20 protein-coding genes are annotated in these 17734 nt (G+C 63.7%); 13 read left to right on the top strand and 7 right to left on the bottom strand.

Annotated features, from left to right (window positions below; genetic code table 11):
- Positions 1-40 precede the first annotated feature (40 nt).
- Genes GWC77_RS11095 through GWC77_RS11080 form a run of 4 tightly spaced genes read left to right on the top strand, consistent with a single transcriptional unit; the run spans position 41 to position 4100 of the window.
- Positions 41-841 (top strand): DUF3348 domain-containing protein, encoded by an 801-nt coding sequence (locus GWC77_RS11095; protein WP_367949034.1) that lies wholly within the window; start codon positions 41-43, stop codon positions 839-841.
- A 10-nt stretch (positions 842-851) separates the two neighbouring features.
- Positions 852-2801 (top strand): DUF802 domain-containing protein, encoded by a 1950-nt coding sequence (locus GWC77_RS11090; RefSeq protein ID WP_173256959.1) that lies wholly within the window; start codon positions 852-854, stop codon positions 2799-2801.
- Positions 2798-3445, top strand: coding sequence for an OmpA family protein (locus GWC77_RS11085; RefSeq protein WP_173256958.1), 648 nt, complete (start codon positions 2798-2800; stop codon positions 3443-3445). The genes GWC77_RS11090 and GWC77_RS11085 overlap by 4 nt, the downstream gene beginning before the upstream one ends.
- Positions 3438-4100, top strand: coding sequence for a DUF2894 domain-containing protein (locus GWC77_RS11080; protein WP_173256957.1), 663 nt, complete (start codon positions 3438-3440; stop codon positions 4098-4100). The genes GWC77_RS11085 and GWC77_RS11080 overlap by 8 nt, the downstream gene beginning before the upstream one ends.
- A 42-nt stretch (positions 4101-4142) precedes the next feature.
- Here the strand turns inward: GWC77_RS11080 and GWC77_RS11075 are convergent, their stop codons facing one another.
- Positions 4143-4661, bottom strand: a complete 519-nt coding sequence (locus tag GWC77_RS11075) for a hypothetical protein (RefSeq protein WP_173256956.1) — start codon at positions 4659-4661, stop codon at positions 4143-4145.
- Between the two features lie 8 nt (positions 4662-4669).
- Positions 4670-5239 (bottom strand): hypothetical protein, encoded by a 570-nt coding sequence (locus GWC77_RS11070; RefSeq protein ID WP_173256955.1) that lies wholly within the window; start codon positions 5237-5239, stop codon positions 4670-4672.
- Positions 5240-5540: 301 nt separating this feature from the next.
- On the opposite strand from GWC77_RS11070, the gene GWC77_RS11065 reads away from it, so the two are divergent.
- Complete coding sequence (locus GWC77_RS11065; RefSeq protein ID WP_173256954.1) at positions 5541-6131, top strand: YSC84-related protein; 591 nt, start codon at positions 5541-5543, stop codon at positions 6129-6131.
- 27 nt (positions 6132-6158) lie between these two features.
- Here GWC77_RS11065 and GWC77_RS11060 read toward each other — a convergent pair whose 3' ends face one another.
- Complete coding sequence (locus GWC77_RS11060; RefSeq protein WP_173256953.1) at positions 6159-7121, bottom strand: GlxA family transcriptional regulator; 963 nt, start codon at positions 7119-7121, stop codon at positions 6159-6161.
- A gap of 166 nt (positions 7122-7287) precedes the next feature.
- Between GWC77_RS11060 and GWC77_RS11055 the strand changes: the two genes are divergently transcribed.
- Together GWC77_RS11055 and GWC77_RS11050 are read left to right on the top strand one after the other, a co-directional pair.
- A complete protein-coding gene (locus GWC77_RS11055) occupies positions 7288-7971 on the top strand; it encodes a DJ-1/PfpI family protein (protein ID WP_173256952.1) in 684 nt (227 codons plus the stop codon).
- Positions 7972-8014: 43 nt separating this feature from the next.
- Positions 8015-8326 carry a cupin gene (locus GWC77_RS11050; RefSeq protein ID WP_173256951.1) on the top strand — a complete coding sequence of 104 codons (312 nt, stop codon included), beginning with the start codon at positions 8015-8017 and terminating at the stop codon, positions 8324-8326.
- 24 nt (positions 8327-8350) lie between these two features.
- Here the strand turns inward: GWC77_RS11050 and GWC77_RS11045 are convergent, their stop codons facing one another.
- Positions 8351-9544 carry an MFS transporter gene (locus GWC77_RS11045; protein WP_254366906.1) on the bottom strand — a complete coding sequence of 398 codons (1194 nt, stop codon included), beginning with the start codon at positions 9542-9544 and terminating at the stop codon, positions 8351-8353.
- Between the two features lie 304 nt (positions 9545-9848).
- On the opposite strand from GWC77_RS11045, the gene argG reads away from it, so the two are divergent.
- Positions 9849-11183, top strand: a complete 1335-nt coding sequence (gene argG, locus GWC77_RS11040) for an argininosuccinate synthase (RefSeq protein WP_173256949.1) — start codon at positions 9849-9851, stop codon at positions 11181-11183.
- 112 nt (positions 11184-11295) lie between these two features.
- Here the strand turns inward: argG and GWC77_RS11035 are convergent, their stop codons facing one another.
- The gene (locus GWC77_RS11035) at positions 11296-11490 is read right to left on the bottom strand and encodes a hypothetical protein (RefSeq protein WP_173256948.1); all 195 of its coding nucleotides are present in this window, start codon (positions 11488-11490) and stop codon (positions 11296-11298) included.
- Between the two features lie 127 nt (positions 11491-11617).
- Positions 11618-13087: a PLP-dependent aminotransferase family protein gene (locus GWC77_RS11030; protein ID WP_173256947.1), complete on the bottom strand. Its 1470-nt coding sequence runs from the start codon at positions 13085-13087 to the stop codon at positions 11618-11620.
- 198 nt (positions 13088-13285) lie between these two features.
- Here GWC77_RS11030 and GWC77_RS11025 point away from each other — a divergent pair, with 198 nt between their 5' ends.
- Genes GWC77_RS11025 through GWC77_RS11015 form a run of 3 tightly spaced genes read left to right on the top strand, consistent with a single transcriptional unit; the run spans position 13286 to position 14647 of the window.
- Entirely contained in the window at positions 13286-13624 is a 339-nt protein-coding gene (locus GWC77_RS11025; RefSeq protein WP_173256946.1) for a hypothetical protein, read from the top strand.
- Positions 13625-13682: 58 nt separating this feature from the next.
- Positions 13683-14234 carry a helix-turn-helix transcriptional regulator gene (locus tag GWC77_RS11020; protein ID WP_173256945.1) on the top strand — a complete coding sequence of 184 codons (552 nt, stop codon included), beginning with the start codon at positions 13683-13685 and terminating at the stop codon, positions 14232-14234.
- Entirely contained in the window at positions 14231-14647 is a 417-nt protein-coding gene (locus tag GWC77_RS11015) for a VOC family protein (protein ID WP_173256944.1), read from the top strand. The genes GWC77_RS11020 and GWC77_RS11015 overlap by 4 nt, the downstream gene beginning before the upstream one ends.
- Positions 14648-14674: 27 nt before the next feature.
- Here GWC77_RS11015 and GWC77_RS11010 read toward each other — a convergent pair whose 3' ends face one another.
- Complete coding sequence (locus tag GWC77_RS11010) at positions 14675-16165, bottom strand: PLP-dependent aminotransferase family protein (RefSeq protein ID WP_173256943.1); 1491 nt, start codon at positions 16163-16165, stop codon at positions 14675-14677.
- Positions 16166-16281: 116 nt separating this feature from the next.
- Between GWC77_RS11010 and GWC77_RS11005 the strand changes: the two genes are divergently transcribed.
- The gene (locus GWC77_RS11005; protein ID WP_173256942.1) at positions 16282-16944 is read left to right on the top strand and encodes a pyridoxamine 5'-phosphate oxidase family protein; all 663 of its coding nucleotides are present in this window, start codon (positions 16282-16284) and stop codon (positions 16942-16944) included.
- A gap of 41 nt (positions 16945-16985) precedes the next feature.
- The gene (locus tag GWC77_RS11000) at positions 16986-17732 is read left to right on the top strand and encodes a GNAT family N-acetyltransferase (protein ID WP_254366905.1); all 747 of its coding nucleotides are present in this window, start codon (positions 16986-16988) and stop codon (positions 17730-17732) included.
- Positions 17733-17734: the final 2 nt, after the last annotated feature.

Below are 17734 nucleotides of genomic sequence, written 5' to 3'. Positions count from 1 at the left end.
AAACTGTCGGGTTTTTCGACTCCGCTCGTAAAGCCGTATCGTGACAGTCCCGCAGCGCTCAGCACTGAGCGGTCCGACACTTATTCGTCTGCTCGCCCGCCTGACAGACAGCAACGTCGCCGAACCCGCGCAGACGCTCTCGCAGCGCCTGAGCGGGTGGCTCGATTGGACCGACGCCATCGCGCTCTCCTCGGCGCTCGGCGGGGGCGCGTCCGCCGTGGTCGTCGCCGACGCCCAACCGCTAGGCACGGCCGAAGCATGCGAAAGCGAGTGCGATCGCGTTCGTGCAACGCTGGCTCGCGCCATCGCGCGCGACAGCACATTGATGCCTGCAAGGTCTGCGACGCGCGGAACGCACGGGCGCGCATCGATACTCGCGCACGCGCCGCAGCGCAACGACAAGGGCGACGACGCAGCCGATTACACGCTCTTTCGACAGTGCTACCTCTCACTGCAGCAGAGCATGGAGACCCATATCGGCAATCTGCGTCGCCGCCTGAGGGCCACGCTGGCAATGCGCTCGAGCGCGATGGGCCGCCTTGCGATGGTCGATGCTGCAATGGAGCGTGCGCTCGAAGCGCGCGAGCAACATCTGTTGAGCAGTGCGCCCGTTGCGCTGCGTGGGCATTTCGAGCGCCTGCGTACGGCCGAAGCCGAACGGTTGGCACAAGGACAAGCTCAACCTCAAGCACAAGCGCAGGCTCAGGGCCGCCTCCCCACGATCGAGCCCGGTGCGTGGTTGGACACGTTCCGCTACGACATGCAGTGCGTTCTGCACGCCGAACTCGATCTTCGTTTTCAACCGGTGCAAGGGCTGCTTGCCGCCCTTCGCACCAGCTAATCCGGACCCAATGTTTAGGAATCCCATTCATCTCGCAGTGTTCCTGGGCGGTCTCGCCGTTCTTGCCTGGATTGGTACCGGCTATGTCGTCTCGAATCCAGTGGCGCTCATCGTCACGCTGTCGATCGGCGCGTGCTATGTCGCCGGCTCGGTCGAATTGCAACGGCATCATCGGGCGACGTCCGGACTGATCGAAGCAGTCTCGGACCTTGCGGAGCCGCCGCCCGCGCTCGGGGCCTGGCTCGAACGCGTGCCCGCGAGCCTGCGCCATGGGGTGCGCCTGCGCATCGAAGGTACGCGCGGCGCTTTGCCCTCGCCTGCGCTCGCACCCTACCTGGTCGGCTTGCTCGTGTTGCTCGGCATGCTGGGTACGCTGCTCGGCATGATGGCGACGCTTCGCGGTACGGGTGCGGCGCTCGAAAGCGCCGCCGACCTGCAAGCGATCCGCGCTTCGTTGGCCGCGCCGGTGAAAGGGCTCGGCTTCGCGTTCGGCACCTCGATTGCCGGCGTCGCGACTTCGGCGATGCTGGGCCTGCTCGCTGCGTTTTGCCGACGCGAGCGCACCCAAGCCGTCGAGTTGCTCGATGAGAAGATCGCGACGACGCTGCGTGCGTTTTCGCCTGCGCATCGGCGCGACGAAGCATTCCGATTGTTGCAGCGGCAGGCCGATGCAATGCCAACGCTGGTCGACCGGTTGCACGCCATGACCATCGCCATCGAACAGCAAAACGTGAAGTCGAACGAGCGGCAGCTGGCCAGCCAGGAAGCGTTTCACAGCAAGACGGAAGCGGCGTATCTCCGCCTCGCGTCGTCGGTCGAGCAATCGCTGAAAGAGAGCATCGCCGAAAACGCTCGCAACGCGGGGGCCATGCTCCAGCCGGTCGTCGAAACCACGATGGCCGGCCTCGAACGCGAGAGCGTCGCGCTGCGCGACGGCATCGCGCGGTCGGTGGAGCGCCAGCTCGATGGATTATCGAAAGGCTTCGAAACGTCGAGCGCGGCCGTGGCGCAGATCTGGGACCGCGCGCTGGATGCGCATCGGCAATCGAACGAGGCGCTCGTCGCGCGCCTGAGCGCGTCGGCGCAACAGTATGTGGATGCAGCGGCGGCTCAATTCGAGCAGCATTCGGCGTCTTTGCTCCAGTCCACGAGTGAAGCGCACGTCCGGTTGGCCGATCTGCTCGCATCGCGCGATGAAACACGACTCGCGGCCTGGGCCCAACGGCTCGAAGCAATGGCCGCGGCTTTGAGTCAGGAATGGGAGCGCTCGGGTGCCCGCAACGCAAGCCGACAGCAGGAGATCTGCGATGCGCTGTCCCGCACGATGCGCGAAACGGCAGCCCAGACGCAGGCCCATGCGAGCGAGACGATCGCCGAGATTGCGCGCCTGATGCAAGCCGCATCGGAGGCACCGAAGCTCGCGGCCGAAGTCGTCGCGCAATTGCGTCAGAAGCTGTCGGACAGTATGGCGCGCGATACGGCGATGCTGGAAGAGCGCAGCCGGATGCTGGCGACGTTGAATACGCTGCTGGATGCGGTCAACGACGCTTCGACTCGTCAACGCTCGGCCGTGGACGAACTCATTGCGACCTCCTCGGGTCTGCTCGAACGCGCAGGCCAGCGCTTCACCGAAACGCTCGGATCCGAGTCGGACAAGCTCGGCACCGTTGTCGCGCAGATGACGAGCAGCGCAATCGAAGTGGCGAGTCTTTCGGAGGCATTCGGCGCTGCCGCACAGCTGTTCGGCGACGCGAACGAGAAACTCGTCGCGCATTTGGAGCGCATCGAAGCGGCACTCGACAAATCGCTCGCTCGCAGCGATGACCAGCTCGCGTACTACGTCGCCCAAGCGCGGGAAGTCATCGATCTGAGCATGATGTCGCAAAAGCAGATCGTCGAAGATTTGCAACGGCTCGCCACGCAGCGCACGTCGGAATCCGCCGGAGCCGAGGCGGCATGAACGAGGAAATCGAAGCCGGCGTCGAATCGGGCGCGCCGATCTGGGCCGCCTTCGGCGACCTGATGTCGGTTCTGCTCGGTGTGTTCGTGCTGATCCTGGTGGGCGTCATCGGCGTTCAAATGGAGCTCTCCACACAGCTCGACAAAGAGATCAAGGAACGCCAGCTCGAAGCGCAGCGGCGCAAGACACTGGAGCAGGCGCTGGCCGGGCCGCTCGCGGCGGGCCGCGTGACGCTCGTCGACGGACACATCGGCATTAGCGGCAGCCTGCTCTTCGCGCTCAACTCGGACCAACTGCAGCCGAAAGGGCGCGAGTTGCTCAAGAGCCTTGCAGGGCCGCTGGCGGCCTATTTACGAGGCCACGAGGAAATCCTGATGGTCAGCGGTTTCGCGGACGATCTGCAGGTCCGCGAAGGCAACCGGCACTTTGCCGACAACTGGGAACTCTCGGCAAAGCGCGCGCTGACCGTGACGCGCGCGTTGATCGACGAAGGCATTCCACCGTCGTCGGTTTTTGCAGCCGCGTTCGGCTCGCAACAGCCCGTGAGCTCGAATGCGGACGAGCAAGGCCGGGCCAGGAATCGACGAGTCGAACTCGCGCCGATGCCAAAAGCGGCGGCCGCCACGGCGAGGTCCCATGGCTAGCGAGGCCCTCGATCCAGCCTCGATGCTGCAAGCATGGCGTGAAAGCGGTGCCCATCGCGTGAAGCCGGTGCGCTTCCGAGCGATCGAAACGCTCGCACGCCGCGCCGCGGACCAGACGGGCGAGGTGCGTCGCCTTCTGGACGAGCGAATCGCAGAGCTGATCGACGCCTATGCTGTAGACCTTGAAAAAGCGGCGCCGGTTACGGTTGAACGCAACATGATGATGACGACGACGCCAGATCCTTTCCCGCGTAGCGCGCTGGCTGAGCTCGTCGACCAGATGGCCGCGAATCGTGCGCCCAGCGATCGCGATCGCCCTGCAACCGGCGACTCGGCACGTCCATTGCGGTTCGATCCCGAGCCGGAAGCGCTCGATTATTTCAGGCACACGTGGTCCAAGCTCAGCACCGAGCGCCGGTTACGCGAATCGCACGAACAGGTACCCGGGAATGCGGGGCCACTCAATTCCGAGAGCCTCGTCTATCGCTCGCTCTCGTTGATGCGCGAGCTGTCCCCGGAGTACCTGCGGCAATTCCTCGGCTATGTCGACGCACTGTCCTGGATCGAACAATTGAACGAAAGCGAGGGGATGGCGGCGAAAGATGGCGCGCGTCCCGCCCCCGTCAAAAAGAGCGCGCGCGGCAAATCGCGCTGACACGAACGCCGTCGCTGCAAACGACCGCCTTGTGCCCGCACGTTACTGCAACGTGCCCCAACGCTCGACCGCCGGCTCGGCCGACGCCCATTTCCATCGGCTGTCCTGCTGACACGCGCTCGCCGCATACCAGTGCTGCGGCGCACCGGGCTTGTCCCCGTCGATGACCGAGAACACGAACTCCTTGCAGCTCGTGAGCGGCGTCGCGAAAGCGCGCGTCACGCGTACCTCGCCGTGGCCGTTTTCGAGCGGGATGCGGTGCTTGACGCGCCACGGACGCGTTTGCCCCACGTCCATCTCACCAGCCGCGCTGGAAATCGCGTCCTGTTGATCGGTATGCATCGAACGCGTGTAGCGCTTGACTGCCTCGTCCGTTGCGCCCTGCACCGCGATGCCGACGCCGATACCGACGGCAGGATTGGCCGACACGAGACCTGTCGCGGCACCGGCAACGGCACCAACCGCAGCCCCCACCGATGCGCAACCGTTCAAAGTAAGGCCCGCGCAAATGGAGAGGGCCCCTGCCGCGACCAGGCGCATCAATGGCAGCCGTGGGGTCATCGGCCCGCTCATTGCAGCGCGCCCCAACGCTCGGTGGCAGGTTCGGCCGATGCCCACTTCCACGCATTACCGTCCTGGCAAACGGCGGCGACGTAGAACGCGCTCGAAGCCGGCGCATCCTTTTTCGCGGGCCGATCGACCGAGAACACGATTTCCTTGCAATCGAGCGCACCCTGGCTGATGACGCGGCTCACCGTGACGCGTCCGTGCTCGTCCTCTTCGATGGGCACCGAATGCGTCGCAGTCCAATTCGTCACTGCGCCAACGGCGAGAGGCCCGGCCACTTTGGCGATGCTGTCCTGGGTGTCGCGATGGACGATGCGTTGCGAGTACTGAACACCGGCTCGTGCAGCGGCGACGGCGCCGAGGCCGATGCCCGCCGCCGTCGCAGCGTTATTCGTGACCTTGGCGGCCACTGCCGCACCGGCGACGCCGGCGCCTGCCGTGGCACCTTCCGTATAGAGCGAGTTGCAGCCGGCAAGCGCGGCGCCAAGCGTGGCCGCGGCGATTGCCAGCACGGCGCGAGATACGATGAACGAACCGCTGCGCCGAGCGGCATGATGTCCGAGATCTTTCATGCGTTCAGTGTTCGATGGTGGTGCGAGCCCGGGCGCGAGCAGGCGCGGGACCGCCGGGGGTTTTCCGTGCCGCAGCATGGTACAGGATGGTGTGCGCCGTGCAACGCGAAAAACGCAAAGAATTGCAAACCGCGCCGAGCGGCAGCAAACGGTGCTCGCGCGTCGCTTATCGGCCAGTATCTGTTCGCGTCACCTCTCGCGCAACTATCTGTCAGGAACTCCGTCCCCTCTTTTCGGGTCACTGACACTGACGTGCGGAAAATCGAGACATCGCGCGCCGCTCACATCATCAGGAGAATGCATGCAACGCCGTCAATTCATTGCGATGACGAGTGCCATTGTGGCTTCGGGCGGACTCTCGCTGGCCGGATGCACTACCACGCCCGCTTCTTCGAGCGCCACGCCCGAGGCCAATGCCGGACGGCGTCAGTCGATCGATGCCGACGTCAACTCGACGCTGTCCCGGCTCTACGCCACCGTCAACGGGTCTCGAGAACTCGTCGGCAAGGCGCGCGGGGTGCTCGTGTTTCCCTCGGTCATTTCGGCCGGCTTTTGGTTCGGCGGCCAATACGGCCAAGGCGCCTTGCGTATAGGCGAGCAGACGAGCGGCTACTACAGCATCGCGGCCGCATCGTTCGGACTGCAGATCGGTGCGCAATCCAAAGCCATCATCATGCTGTTCATGACGCAAGAGGCGCTCGACAAATTCGTCAACAGCCAAGGGTGGGCGGCGGGCGTCGATGCCACGGTAGCCGTACTGCATGTCGGGGCGAACGGCAACGTCGATACGTCGACGACCCTTAGCCCCGTGGAAGCCTTCGTGCTGACGAATGCGGGATTGATGGCGGGCGTCTCGCTCGAGGGCACCAAGATCTCGCGGCTCGTTATCTGATCTGTGCCGAGGGGTCTGCGGCGCGCATCATTGCGAGGCGAACCGCTCGCGATACGCCTGGGGTGTCGCGCGTAGCAGACGGATAAACGTGCGGCGCATCGTTTCTTCGGTGCCGAATCCGCACCGGGAGGCGATGCGTTTGATCGACCATGACGTTTCGCCCAGCAAGCGCTGTGCGGCTTCCACCCGAAACTGCTCGACCGTTCGCGCGGGTGTGCGGCCCGTCTCGGCGCGGTAGTGCCGCATGAAGCTGCGTTCGCTCATGCGGGCGCGGCGCGCCAATGCGGGTATCGAGAGATCGGCGCCCAGATGCTCGGCCATCCATGTATGGAGCTCGGCGAATGGGTCGCCCGCTTGCTGCATCGACAATAACGCGCTGAACTGCGCCTGCCCGCCGGGGCGTTTCATGAATACCACGAGCTCGCGCGCGACATCGAGGGCGGCGGGCCTGCCGAGGTCTTCTTCGACTAGCGCCAGCGCCAGATCGATGCCCGCGGTCACACCGGCCGATGTCCATATCGCGCCGTCGCGAATGAAGATCGGGTCCGCTTCCACCTGAAGCGCGGGATAGCGTTTCGCCAATTGCTCGCAGCGGCTCCAGTGCGTCGCTACGCGACGCCCGTCGAGCAAGCCAGCTTCCGCCAGCACGAAGGCTCCGCTGCATACCGACACGACACGTCTCGCACTAGTCGCCTGCTTGCGAACCCAGCGCGTCAGTCTCGCGTCCTGCGATGCTGCCTCCACTCCTCTGCCGCCTGGAACGATCAGCGTATCGATGCCCTTTGCGGCCGAACGAAGCCCATCGGCCATGACCGCGAGTCCTGACGACGTGGTTATCGCGCCGGGCTCCGCCGCGACGACACGCGCCGCATACGGCCGCGGCCGCCCCCTTTCCGCCGCCAGTTCGTTGGCGGAGGCAAAGACTTGCAGCGGCCCGGTGATATCGAGCAATTGAGCATCGGGGAACGCGAGAATCAGGATCGGAAGCATCGCCTGGATAATCGGCTTCTAAATTGACGTGGCAGGAAACGTGGGTTAAATGGCATTTCCGCCATACGGTACACGCATAGAATGGTCTTGTCGACGGGGCGATCCGCGCCGGCCGCAGCAAACCGGCATCGTTCCGTTCCATTCCATTCCATCGCCGAGGTACCTCATGACACTGCAAGTAGGCTTTCTCGTATTCCCCGAAGTTCAGCAACTCGATCTGACCGGGCCGCATGACGTACTTGCATCGCTACCGGATACCACGGTGCACCTGGTTTGGAAAACGCGGGAGTCCGTTGCCTCGAGCAGCGGACTCCTGCTGACACCGAGCATCACTTTCAGCGACTGCCCCCAGCTCGATGTCATCTGCATACCGGGCGGCAGCGGCGTGACGAACTTGATGCGCGACGAGGAAACGATCGCGTTCGTTCGCAAGCAAGCAGCCGGCGCGCGTTATGTCACCTCCGTTTGCACTGGCTCGCTGCTGCTGGGTGCCGCGGGGCTATTGCGTGGCCGACGCGCCACGACGCACTGGGCATTTCATTCGCTGCTCGAACCGCTGGGCGCCATTGCGACGCACGGCCGCGTCGTTCGCGATGGCAATCTGTTGACGGGCGGGGGCGTCACGGCCGGCATCGACTTTGCATTGACCATCGCGGCGGAATTGGCGGGCGACGATGAAGCTCAGGCGATTCAGTTGGAACTCGAATATGCGCCCGCGCCGCCGTTCGATTCGGGTAGTCCCGATACGGCGCCCGCTCATATTCTGGCGATGAGCAAGGAGCGTTCGGCCGCTTCGCTTGCAAAGCGAGCAGCAGTCGTCAATGAGATCGCGGAAGCGGCACGAGCGTGAGCGTGGCGGGTGCGTTTTGTATCGATACTCGACGGAGCATGCATTGAAAGTTATTCGAAGCAGAGCGTTCGAAGGCAAGCGCGCCTGGGACGCGATCGATATCGCCAATATGGCCGGCACGACAGTGCGCCTGCACTGGACCGATGAGCCATATCGATGGCACATCAATGACGGCGAAGAGGTGTTTGCGGTGCTCGATGGGGTGGTGGATATGCACTATCGCAGCGCCGGGATCGAACACATCACGACGCTCGAAACGGGGGATGTTTTCTTCGCCGATACAGGCTGCGAGCATGTCGCCCACCCGCGCGGGGTGGCGCGCATTCTCGTAGTCGAGCGTGAGGGGAGTGTGTAGTAACGGGGAGGGAGTACTGTAACGCTACTCCCGCTCAAACGATCGCACCTGCAACAACGGCGGAAAAAGCTTCATCCACAGCAACGTAATCCCGATCGTACCGATACCCCCAACGAGCACAGCCGCGCGCGCTCCCCACCATCCGGCCGTGATACCCGATTCGAACTCGCCCAATTGATTCGACGTGCCAATGAAAAGCGAGTTGACCGCACTCACCCGCCCGAGCATGTCGTCGGGGGTACGCAATTGCACGAGCGACGAGCGGACGACGACGCTGATCACGTCCGAGGCGCCCAGCGTGGCAAGCGCGACCAGCGAAACGAAAAAATTCGTCGACAAGCCAAAGACGATCGTCGCAGCGCCAAACACGATCACGCCGCCGAGCATCGCCGCACCGGGCCGCGTGCGCAGCGGAAACCGCGCAAACCAAAGCGTGCCGATGAGCGCCCCGGCAGCGGGCGCCGAGCGCAGCGCACCCAACCCCCAAGGCCCGGTCAATAGCACATCGCGCGCAAAAATCGGCAACAGCGCGGTAGCGCCGCCGAACAGTACGGCAAAAAGGTCGAGCGAAAGCGCCCCGAGAATGACCGGGTCGCGGCGAATGAACGCGATGCCCGAGAACACGGACTCGAACGTCACCGGCGCACGCGAGACAGGTTTCGCGCGCAACGGGATGGAAACGACGAGACCCGCCGCGGCGAGAAAACCGATGAAGCAAGCGAGATAGACCGCGCTCGGGTCGACCCCGTAGAGGACACCCCCACACGCCGGTCCAAGAATCTGTGCGACCTGGTTCGCGGAACTCGATAGCGCGGTCGCGCGCGGCAACTCACTGCGCGGCACCACAGCCGGCAGCAGCGACGCCACGCACGGCGCCTCGAACGCGCGCGCCGCCCCCACTCCGGCCGCCAGCGCATAAATCGCGGGGGCGGTGAGCCATCCGCCCAGCGTGCCAAGCAGAAAAATACCGGCAGCCAACGCTTCGATCGACTGGCAGACTGCGATGATGCGTCGGCGATCATAGCGATCGGCAACGTGCCCGACGACGAGCGTCAGCGCGAACATCGGCAGAAACTGCGCAAGTCCGACCAGACCGAGCGCGAAAGCGCTATGCGTCAACGCATACATATGCCAGCCGATCGCGACGGCAAGCATCTGAAACGAAAGCGACGATAACCCCCGCGTCCCCCAAAAACGCCGAAAGGAACCGCGATGCATTGTGCTTTTTGGAGAGTCGAGGGATTCCACGGGTTGCGGCGTTTGCACTGTCATGAGTATCGCCACGTCCGCGCGAAGCGGCGCAGCCTTTGAGTTGTAGGGCGCGGTTTTGGTCTAAGCCGGAAAGTGTAGAGCATCTTCCCACACCGCATCTTCGGTGTCCGGCGAGGAAATCATCCATGCCACGAGAAACCACCCGTTCCGACGATACGAGCGACTGCGCCACGAGTTGCGTCATAATGGCGGATTGCCTGGCGTTACAATCTCGCGGTACCTCTCCTACCCCGAATCAACGGTTTTCCTCATGAGCACAATTCTCGAGAGTCTTCCGACCGGCCAAAAGGTCGGCATCGCCTTCTCCGGCGGCCTTGACACGAGCGCCGCGCTGCATTGGATGCGCATCAAAGGTGCCGTCCCCTATGCGTATACAGCGAACCTGGGCCAACCCGACGAGGACGATTACGACTCGATCCCGCGCCGCGCGACGCAATACGGCGCCGAAGGCGCGCGCCTCGTGGATTGCCGCGCGCAACTCGTCGCCGAGGGTCTCGCGGCCCTGCAATGCGGTGCATTCCACATTTCGACGGCGGGCGTGACGTATTTCAACACCACGCCGATCGGCCGCGCCGTGACGGGCACGATGCTCGTCGCCGCGATGAAGGAAGACGGCGTCAACATCTGGGGCGACGGTAGCACCTACAAGGGCAACGATATCGAGCGCTTTTACCGCTACGGTCTGCTCGTGAATCCGGACCTCAAGATTTACAAGCCGTGGCTCGATCAACAGTTCATCGACGAACTGGGCGGCCGCGCCGAAATGTCGGAGTTCATGCGGCAGGCGGGCTTCGGATACAAAATGTCGGCGGAAAAGGCTTATTCGACCGATTCGAATCTGCTCGGCGCGACGCATGAAGCCAAGGATCTCGAGAGCCTCGAAAGCGGCATCAAGATCGTCAATCCGATCATGGGGGTCGCGTTCTGGCGCGATGACGTACAAATCGCCAGGGAAGAGGTCGCCGTCCGTTTCGAGCAAGGCCGTCCGGTGGCGCTGAACGGCGTCGAGTTCACGGATGCCGTGGAGCTGATGCTCGAAGCGAACCGGATCGGCGGCCGCCACGGTCTCGGCATGAGCGATCAGATCGAAAACCGGATCATCGAAGCCAAAAGCCGCGGTATCTACGAAGCCCCGGGGCTCGCGTTGCTCCATATCGCCTATGAGCGCCTCGTCACGGGTATTCACAACGAGGACACGATCGAGCAATACCGCGAAAACGGCCGTCGGCTGGGCCGCCTGCTCTATCAAGGCCGCTGGTTCGATCCCCAGGCCATCATGCTGCGCGAAACGGCCCAGCACTGGGTGGCCCGCGCCGTGACGGGCGAGGTCAAGATCGAACTGCGCCGCGGCAACGATTATTCGATTCTCAGCACGAAGTCGCCCAATCTGACGTATCAGCCGGAGCGGCTCTCGATGGAGAAGGTGCAATCGACGTTCTCGCCGCGTGACCGAATCGGCCAACTCACGATGCGGAACCTCGATATCACCGATACGCGCGAAAAGCTGCGGATCTACTCGCAAGTCGGCCTGCTCACCCCCGGCGAGGCGTCAGCGTTGCCGCAATTGAAAGACGGCGGCGAATAAAAAACGGGCGCTATAGCGCCCATTCGCATCGCTAAGCGGGCCCGCTTAGCTGGCCCGCTTAGCTGGCCGGAAGCCAAAAGGGAGTGCCGGACATTACGGCACTCCCTTTTCTTTAGTTCAGCCAATAAATGGTGCAGGGATCGTCGGGCGACATCGAGCAAGCGCCCAGCGGCCACGCTGTACCGGCCTTCACGATTTCATGGACGGCGTCCCGCGCTTCCGGGCTTCGCCCGTACACTACGACGGCAAAGCACATCAGGCCGAATAGCGTGACGACGGAAAAGGCAAATTTCTCAAAGGCTTTCATCTGACGAATCGGAACTGGAAGCTGGATCGGTTCGTCATTATATCGAAAATACCTACGGGTTTTCCCCTAGTTTTGATAATGAAGGGGAATGTGCGGCGCGGACGCCACACATGACGCTCAAATGGACCTATTCCAGCCGGCCCCCGGCAAGCGCCCCGAGCCGCCGCAACGCATCGTCCAACTCTCGATCGAAAGGCCTCGGACAGCTGATTCGTATGAACGAATCGAATTGACCGGCATTCGAAAAGATCGCTCCGGGAGCGATCCGGATGCCCACGGCCAGCGCGGCTTCGAACAGGCGCTCGGAGCGTACGCCTTCCGGTAGCGCAACCCAGAGCAATAAGCCGCCCTCGGGCGGACTCAGGCGTGTGCCTTCGGGAAAGTAGCGCGCAATGGCGTCGGCGGTGGCCTCGCGCTGGGTCCGCAAACGCTCGCGAAATTGAAACAGATGGCGGTCGAAGCCGCCCGAGGCTAGAAACTCCGCCGCGACGAGCTGCGGCAGGATCTCGTTGTGACGGCTCTGCGTGAACTTGAGCATCTTGATGCGGCTCGCCCATTTGCCCGCCGCCATCCAGCCAAGCCGGAGCCCCGGCGCCAGCACCTTGTTGAGCGAAGGACAGTAAATCACGTTCCCCTCACGGTCCCACGCCTTGATCGGTCGCGTCCCCGCGGCCTCGACGAGTTCTCGATACGGTTCGTCCTCGATGATGGCAACACCGTGCCTCCCACAGATGCTGACCAACGCCGCCTTGCGTTCGTCGTCCATGACCGAGCCGAGCGGGTTCTGCAAATGCGGCACGACCACGACCGCCTTCACATTGCCGTACGCCGAGAGTGCCATGTCGAGCGCCTCCAGCGATAGGCCCGTGGTCGGGCTCGTCGGAATCTCCAATGCCCTCAAACCCAGACTTTCCAGTATCTGCAGGAGTCCGAAGAATGCGGGCGATTCAATGGCGATCGTATCGCCCGGCTGCGCCACCGCCCGCAAGGCGAGATTGACCGCTTCGACTCCGCCCATCGTCACGATGACTTCATCGGGCGGCACGACGACGCCTGCCGATAATGCACGCCGTGCGACAGTCTGCCGAAATTCGGGCGCGCCGCTATCGGCACCGACCTCTGTCAGTAACGTTGGGCGGCGACGCAAAAGACGCGTCGTCAACGACTGGAGCCGGGTCGTTGGATAGAGCCCCGCAACCGCCGTCGCACCGCCCAGGTTCAACGCACCGGGGCAGGCGCTGGCCCGTTCGATCACGCGCGAGACGCGTTCGTGCAAGCCTACATACCTTGCCTCGTCGGGCAACGAGGTCATGCCGGGCTCTCGTACGGTCGCGAGACGCGCGACGGGTCGGCGCACGAAATATCCGGCACGCGGACGCGCGCTGAGCAAGCCTGCTTCCTCGAGACGCCGAAACGTTTGGACGGCGGTGGACAAGCTGACGCCATGGCGGCTCATGAATGCGCGCACCGAGGGCATGCGGTCCCCGGGAGCAAGCGTGCCGGCACCGATGATGCGGCGATAGTGCTCCGCGAGCCGTTCGTACAGCGGCTCGCCGGGCATAGGCAGATCGAATGGGGGGTGGTCGGGAAATGGCATGGGTCGATCGTGTCCCAAACATGGCATGCAGGCCAGATACAGATCGGCGAATTGAGGACCGATACAGTGGGGTCGAACGAAGCACTGTATCGCTGCAGATTCCGTCGTGCTGGGTCTGTCGCGTCCCGTGACTGCGATCGTAAGCTCGAGGTGTCTGCAAACAGCTCGAAAGACCGCTCACATTCAGGACCGACAGCCATGCAAGCTTACGAAATGCGGTATGTTCCAGGTCAAATTCACGTCACCCGATTGCGCCGCGCAAGCTCGATCGTTGCAATCGAGGGCACACTGACGTTGCGCTATCGGGACGAATCGCTGAATTGGCTGCTCGATGCGACGCCCATCAATCACGTGCGTCTCGGCGAAGGAGAGGGGTACCGTTTGCCTTGCGACGCCTTCGTCGAGATAAGCACGGCGGGCAAAACGGGCGCAGTCGGCGCAGTCGAACCTGCCTCCACGGCCTTCGCGCGCTGTGCCGCGTGGATCGTGAACACGGCGATTCCCCGTTGGCTCAAGCTGCCGCAGCCCGCCCGTTAGCGCACCATCGAGCGGGTAGCTAAACTACCCGCATTTCGGTCGCAAAGAGACGGAGCTTATGCCTCTTCGAGAAAACGCCCGCGCGAGATCGCCGGCTTCGGCTCAGGCGTCGGCCGACGCCGAGCCATTGGAAGACCCGGCCTTGCTTCGCCGCCTGCTGCGTGCCAAAGACCGGATGGATGCCGCCTCGCACGAGGCTTGGCCGATCAAGCGTTTGGCCGAAATCAGTGCCATCTCCGAAGCGCACTTCGCGCGCTCGTTCAAGCGCGCGTTCGGTCTTCCGCCGCACCGTTATCTGCTGACGCGGCGCATCGAGCAGGCCGTTACGCTGCTGCGCGACACCGATCTCGACATCACGGAAATCGCCTTCGCTACGGGCTGGGAGAGCCTCGGTACTTTCGGCCGCACCTTCCGCGATATCACCGGCCAGAGCCCCGGCGCGCTGCGCCTGGAGGCGCGGGCCGATGTACATGCGCTCGACCGCGTGCCCGCTTGCGTACTGAAAGCCGCGCAGCGCCCCGACCTCACCATCGCAGTTTTGGAGAAGCGTCGCCGTATGGCCACCGATACAGTTCGGCCATCATCCAAAGAACCCAAGGAGGTCGAATGAACGAAGGTATCAACGTCGTAGGCTTGTACGTCGATGACCAGGACGAAGCGCTAGCCTTTTACGTCGGCAAACTCGGATTTCGCGTCCATACGGACGTGCGCAACGGGCCCTATCGCTGGCTCACCGTCCAACATCCGGATCAGCCTTCGTTCCAATTGGGTCTTTTCACGCCGGGGCCGCCCATCCACGACGAAGCCACCGCACGGACGTTGCGCGCGATGGTCGCCAAGGGCGCCATGCCGCCCCTGGTGCTCTCGGTAACCGATTGCCACGCCAGCTACGCCAAGCTCCATGCCCTCGGCGTGGAATTCACGCAAGAGCCGATGGACCGCTTCGGCAGCGTGGATGCCGGATTCCGCGATCCTGCCGGCAACGGTTGGAAAATGATTCAGGCCGCGCAAAACGCGTCGTGAGCATCGGCGCGCGGAATCGACTCGCTCTCAGGTACCGCGCGCCATCGCTTCGATTACACCCCGCATACGCCGCACCGCGGCGTCCGTGTGCCGTGCATCCAGCGCGCCGTAGCCCAGCACCAGTCCGCGGTAATCCGCGCGTGCCACCGCATCGATACAGAACGGCGAAAGCGGCCGCAACGTCAGGCGATGCGCGCGTGCCGCCTCGCTGACGGCAATATCGTCGACAGGCACATCGAGCCGCGCCGACAAATGCATGCCTCCCGCGCCCGCCGAGACGGTCAGCAAGCCGCTCATATGACGATGCAATGCATCCAGCAAAGCCTCGCGCCGCTCACCATAGAGCTTGCGCATCCGCCGCAGATGCTGCGTGAAATATCCCGAGTCGATGAACTCGGCAAGCGCGATCTGCTCTGCAAGCCGGCCCATCGGCATCAAGCGGCTCGCCACTTTGACCAATTGATGCGCGAGTACAGGCGGAGCGACGATGAACGCGATCCTGAGCGCCGGAAACATCACCTTGCTGAACGTGCCGAGATAAATGACCGGCGCGTCGGGTGCCAAACCCTGCAACGACGCGAGCGGCGTACCGTGGTGACGAAACTCGCTGTCGTAGTCGTCCTCGAGGATCCATGCGCCGCAAGCGCTGGCCGCCTGCAACAGCATCAGCCGACGCTCGAGGCTCATGACCGAACCGAGCGGATACTGATGTGACGGCGTAATGTAGATGAGCTTCGGCGACGCCGCGCGCCATAACGCGGGCGGCGGCGCGAGTCCGTCCGCATCGACCGGGACCGGCACGACCCGCAGATCCGCGCACTGGAATGCCGCCTGTGCGCCGCCGTAGCCGGGGTCTTCCATCCACGCGGTATCGCCCGCATCGGCAAGCGTGCGTGCGCAAAGATCGAGGCTGCTTTGTGTTCCATCGGTAATGACCACGTGCGCCGCATCGCAACGCACGCCGCGCGAGATCCGTACGTAGTTGGCAATGGCTTCGCGCAGCGCAACGTTACCGCCGGCCGACATGAAATCGAGGCGCGTTGAATCGACGCTGCGCCACGCATGCTCCAGGCAACGCCGCCATTGCCGTATCGGAAATGCATCGAGCGCCGGCAGCCCGGGGACGAACGCACGAGGCTCCCCATCGATCTCCGAATGATCGTCCGCCGGACGGCCGATGTTGGACGCGCGGCGCGATAACCGCGGCGTGCCCTCGTCATGCTCGATTGCCTCCGCTTGCGGTGTCAGCCCGACATCCGCTACCAGCGTGCCCTGCCGCGAGCCCGCGACGAAGCCCTCTGCCGCCAGTTGTTCATAGGCGTAAAGGACGGAATTTCTCGCGACGCCGAGTTCCTGTGCAAGCACGCGCGATGCGGGAAGCCGCGTTCCAGGCGCGATCGTCCCGCGCAAAATCGCGGCTCGCAAGCACGCGTAAAGCCGCTGCTGCCTGGACTGATGGGCGTGCGCACGCCCTTGCACTTCGCGTGCGTATTCGGCGAACATCAACACGTAGTCCATCGCGGCTCCATCGGTGGCGTCGAATCGTGGCCCCAAAATATCGTCGTTTCGTGGGTCTAGCCATGGTGCCACGTTTTTTCTACGCTTGGCGTTTTTGGAACCACAACGAGGCAACGATGTCCGCCGAAGAAACGAATTCGCCAAGCTCTGCCCGCACGCGCGTGAGGCGCGTACCGCAACGGGGCCGATACGATCGCGCCACGCTCGAGGCGATCGTCGACGATGCCTACGTCTGCCATATTGCCTTCGCCGATTCGGAGGGCGTGCACAACATTCCCACCGCATGCTGGCGAGAGGGCAACCATCTATATGTGCATGGTTCGAACGGCAGCCGCATGCTCAAACTCGCGGCCGACGGAGCACAGGTGTGCATCACCGTCATGCATCTGGACGGGCTCGTCCTCGCGCGCTCGGCGTTCAATCATTCGATGAACTACCGGTGCGCGATCATCTATGGTGTATTCGAGGTCGTGGCCGAATCGCAAAAGGCCGCCACACTCGATGCGTTCATGGAAACGCTCGCCCCGGGGCGATCGCGACATGCGCGCCCCGGCAATGCGAAGGAACTGGCAGCCACCACGGTGCTGCGTATCGCGCTCGACGAAGCGTCGTGCAAGGTCCGCACGGGCGGCCCGAACGACGACGAGGAAGATCTGGCGTTGCCCGTATGGGCTGGTGTACTGCCCTTGGCGCTCGCACCGCGCGCGCCAATCGCCGCGGCCTCACCGGGCGAGACGCCCCGTTACGTACTCGACTGGCACGAGGCGGCGCGCGCATGAATACTGCCCTCGGAAACGCGCAAGGACCAGGAGAAGAAACAATGAGCCCGACATGCGATGCCTCACCGATTCTCAATGAGTTCGATCAGCCGATCGGTCCGCCGGTGCCCGGCTGGACACCGCGCGAGCAGCCGCCGCGCACGCCGATCGAGGGGCGCCTGTGTCGGATCGAGCCGCTCGACGTCGATCGCCATGGCCCCGCGCTGTGGCGTTCGTTCAGCATGGCGCCCGATACGCGCGATTGGACCTACATGGCGAACGCCGAGCCGCTCACCGATGAAGCGCGTTTGCGGGCATACCTCGAGCGGAACGCGGCCAGCACGGACGCGCTGCATCATGCCATCGTCGATCGCGCATCGAACGAGGCACTCGGCACGTTCGCGCTGATGCGCATCGACTGCGCGAATGGCGTCATCGAAGTCGGGCACGTGGCGTATTCGCCGCGGCTGAAACAAACGACCCTGGCCACCGAGGCGATGTACCTGCTGATGCGGCGTGTCTTCGACGAACTCGGCTACCGCCGCTTCGAATGGAAGTGCGACAGTCTGAATGCACCGTCGCGCGCTGCCGCGCTACGTTATGGCTTCCAGTACGAAGGCTGTTTTCGCCAAGCGATCGTCTATAAGGGCCGTTCGCGCGATACGGCCTGGTTTTCGATCATCGATCGAGAATGGCCTGCCATCAAGGCAGCTTTCGAGCACTGGCTCGCACCGGAGAACTTCGATGCCGATGGGCGGCAGCGCCTGTCGCTTCGCGCATTGATCGAATCGCAGCGCGGCGGCGCGTGAAC

It is taken from the genome of Paraburkholderia sp. NMBU_R16 (assembly GCF_013282575.1).
Lineage (GTDB): Bacteria > Pseudomonadota > Gammaproteobacteria > Burkholderiales > Burkholderiaceae > Trinickia.
The sequence above is the reverse complement of the archived record's forward strand: the minus strand, read 5'-3'. Positions and strand labels throughout refer to the sequence as shown.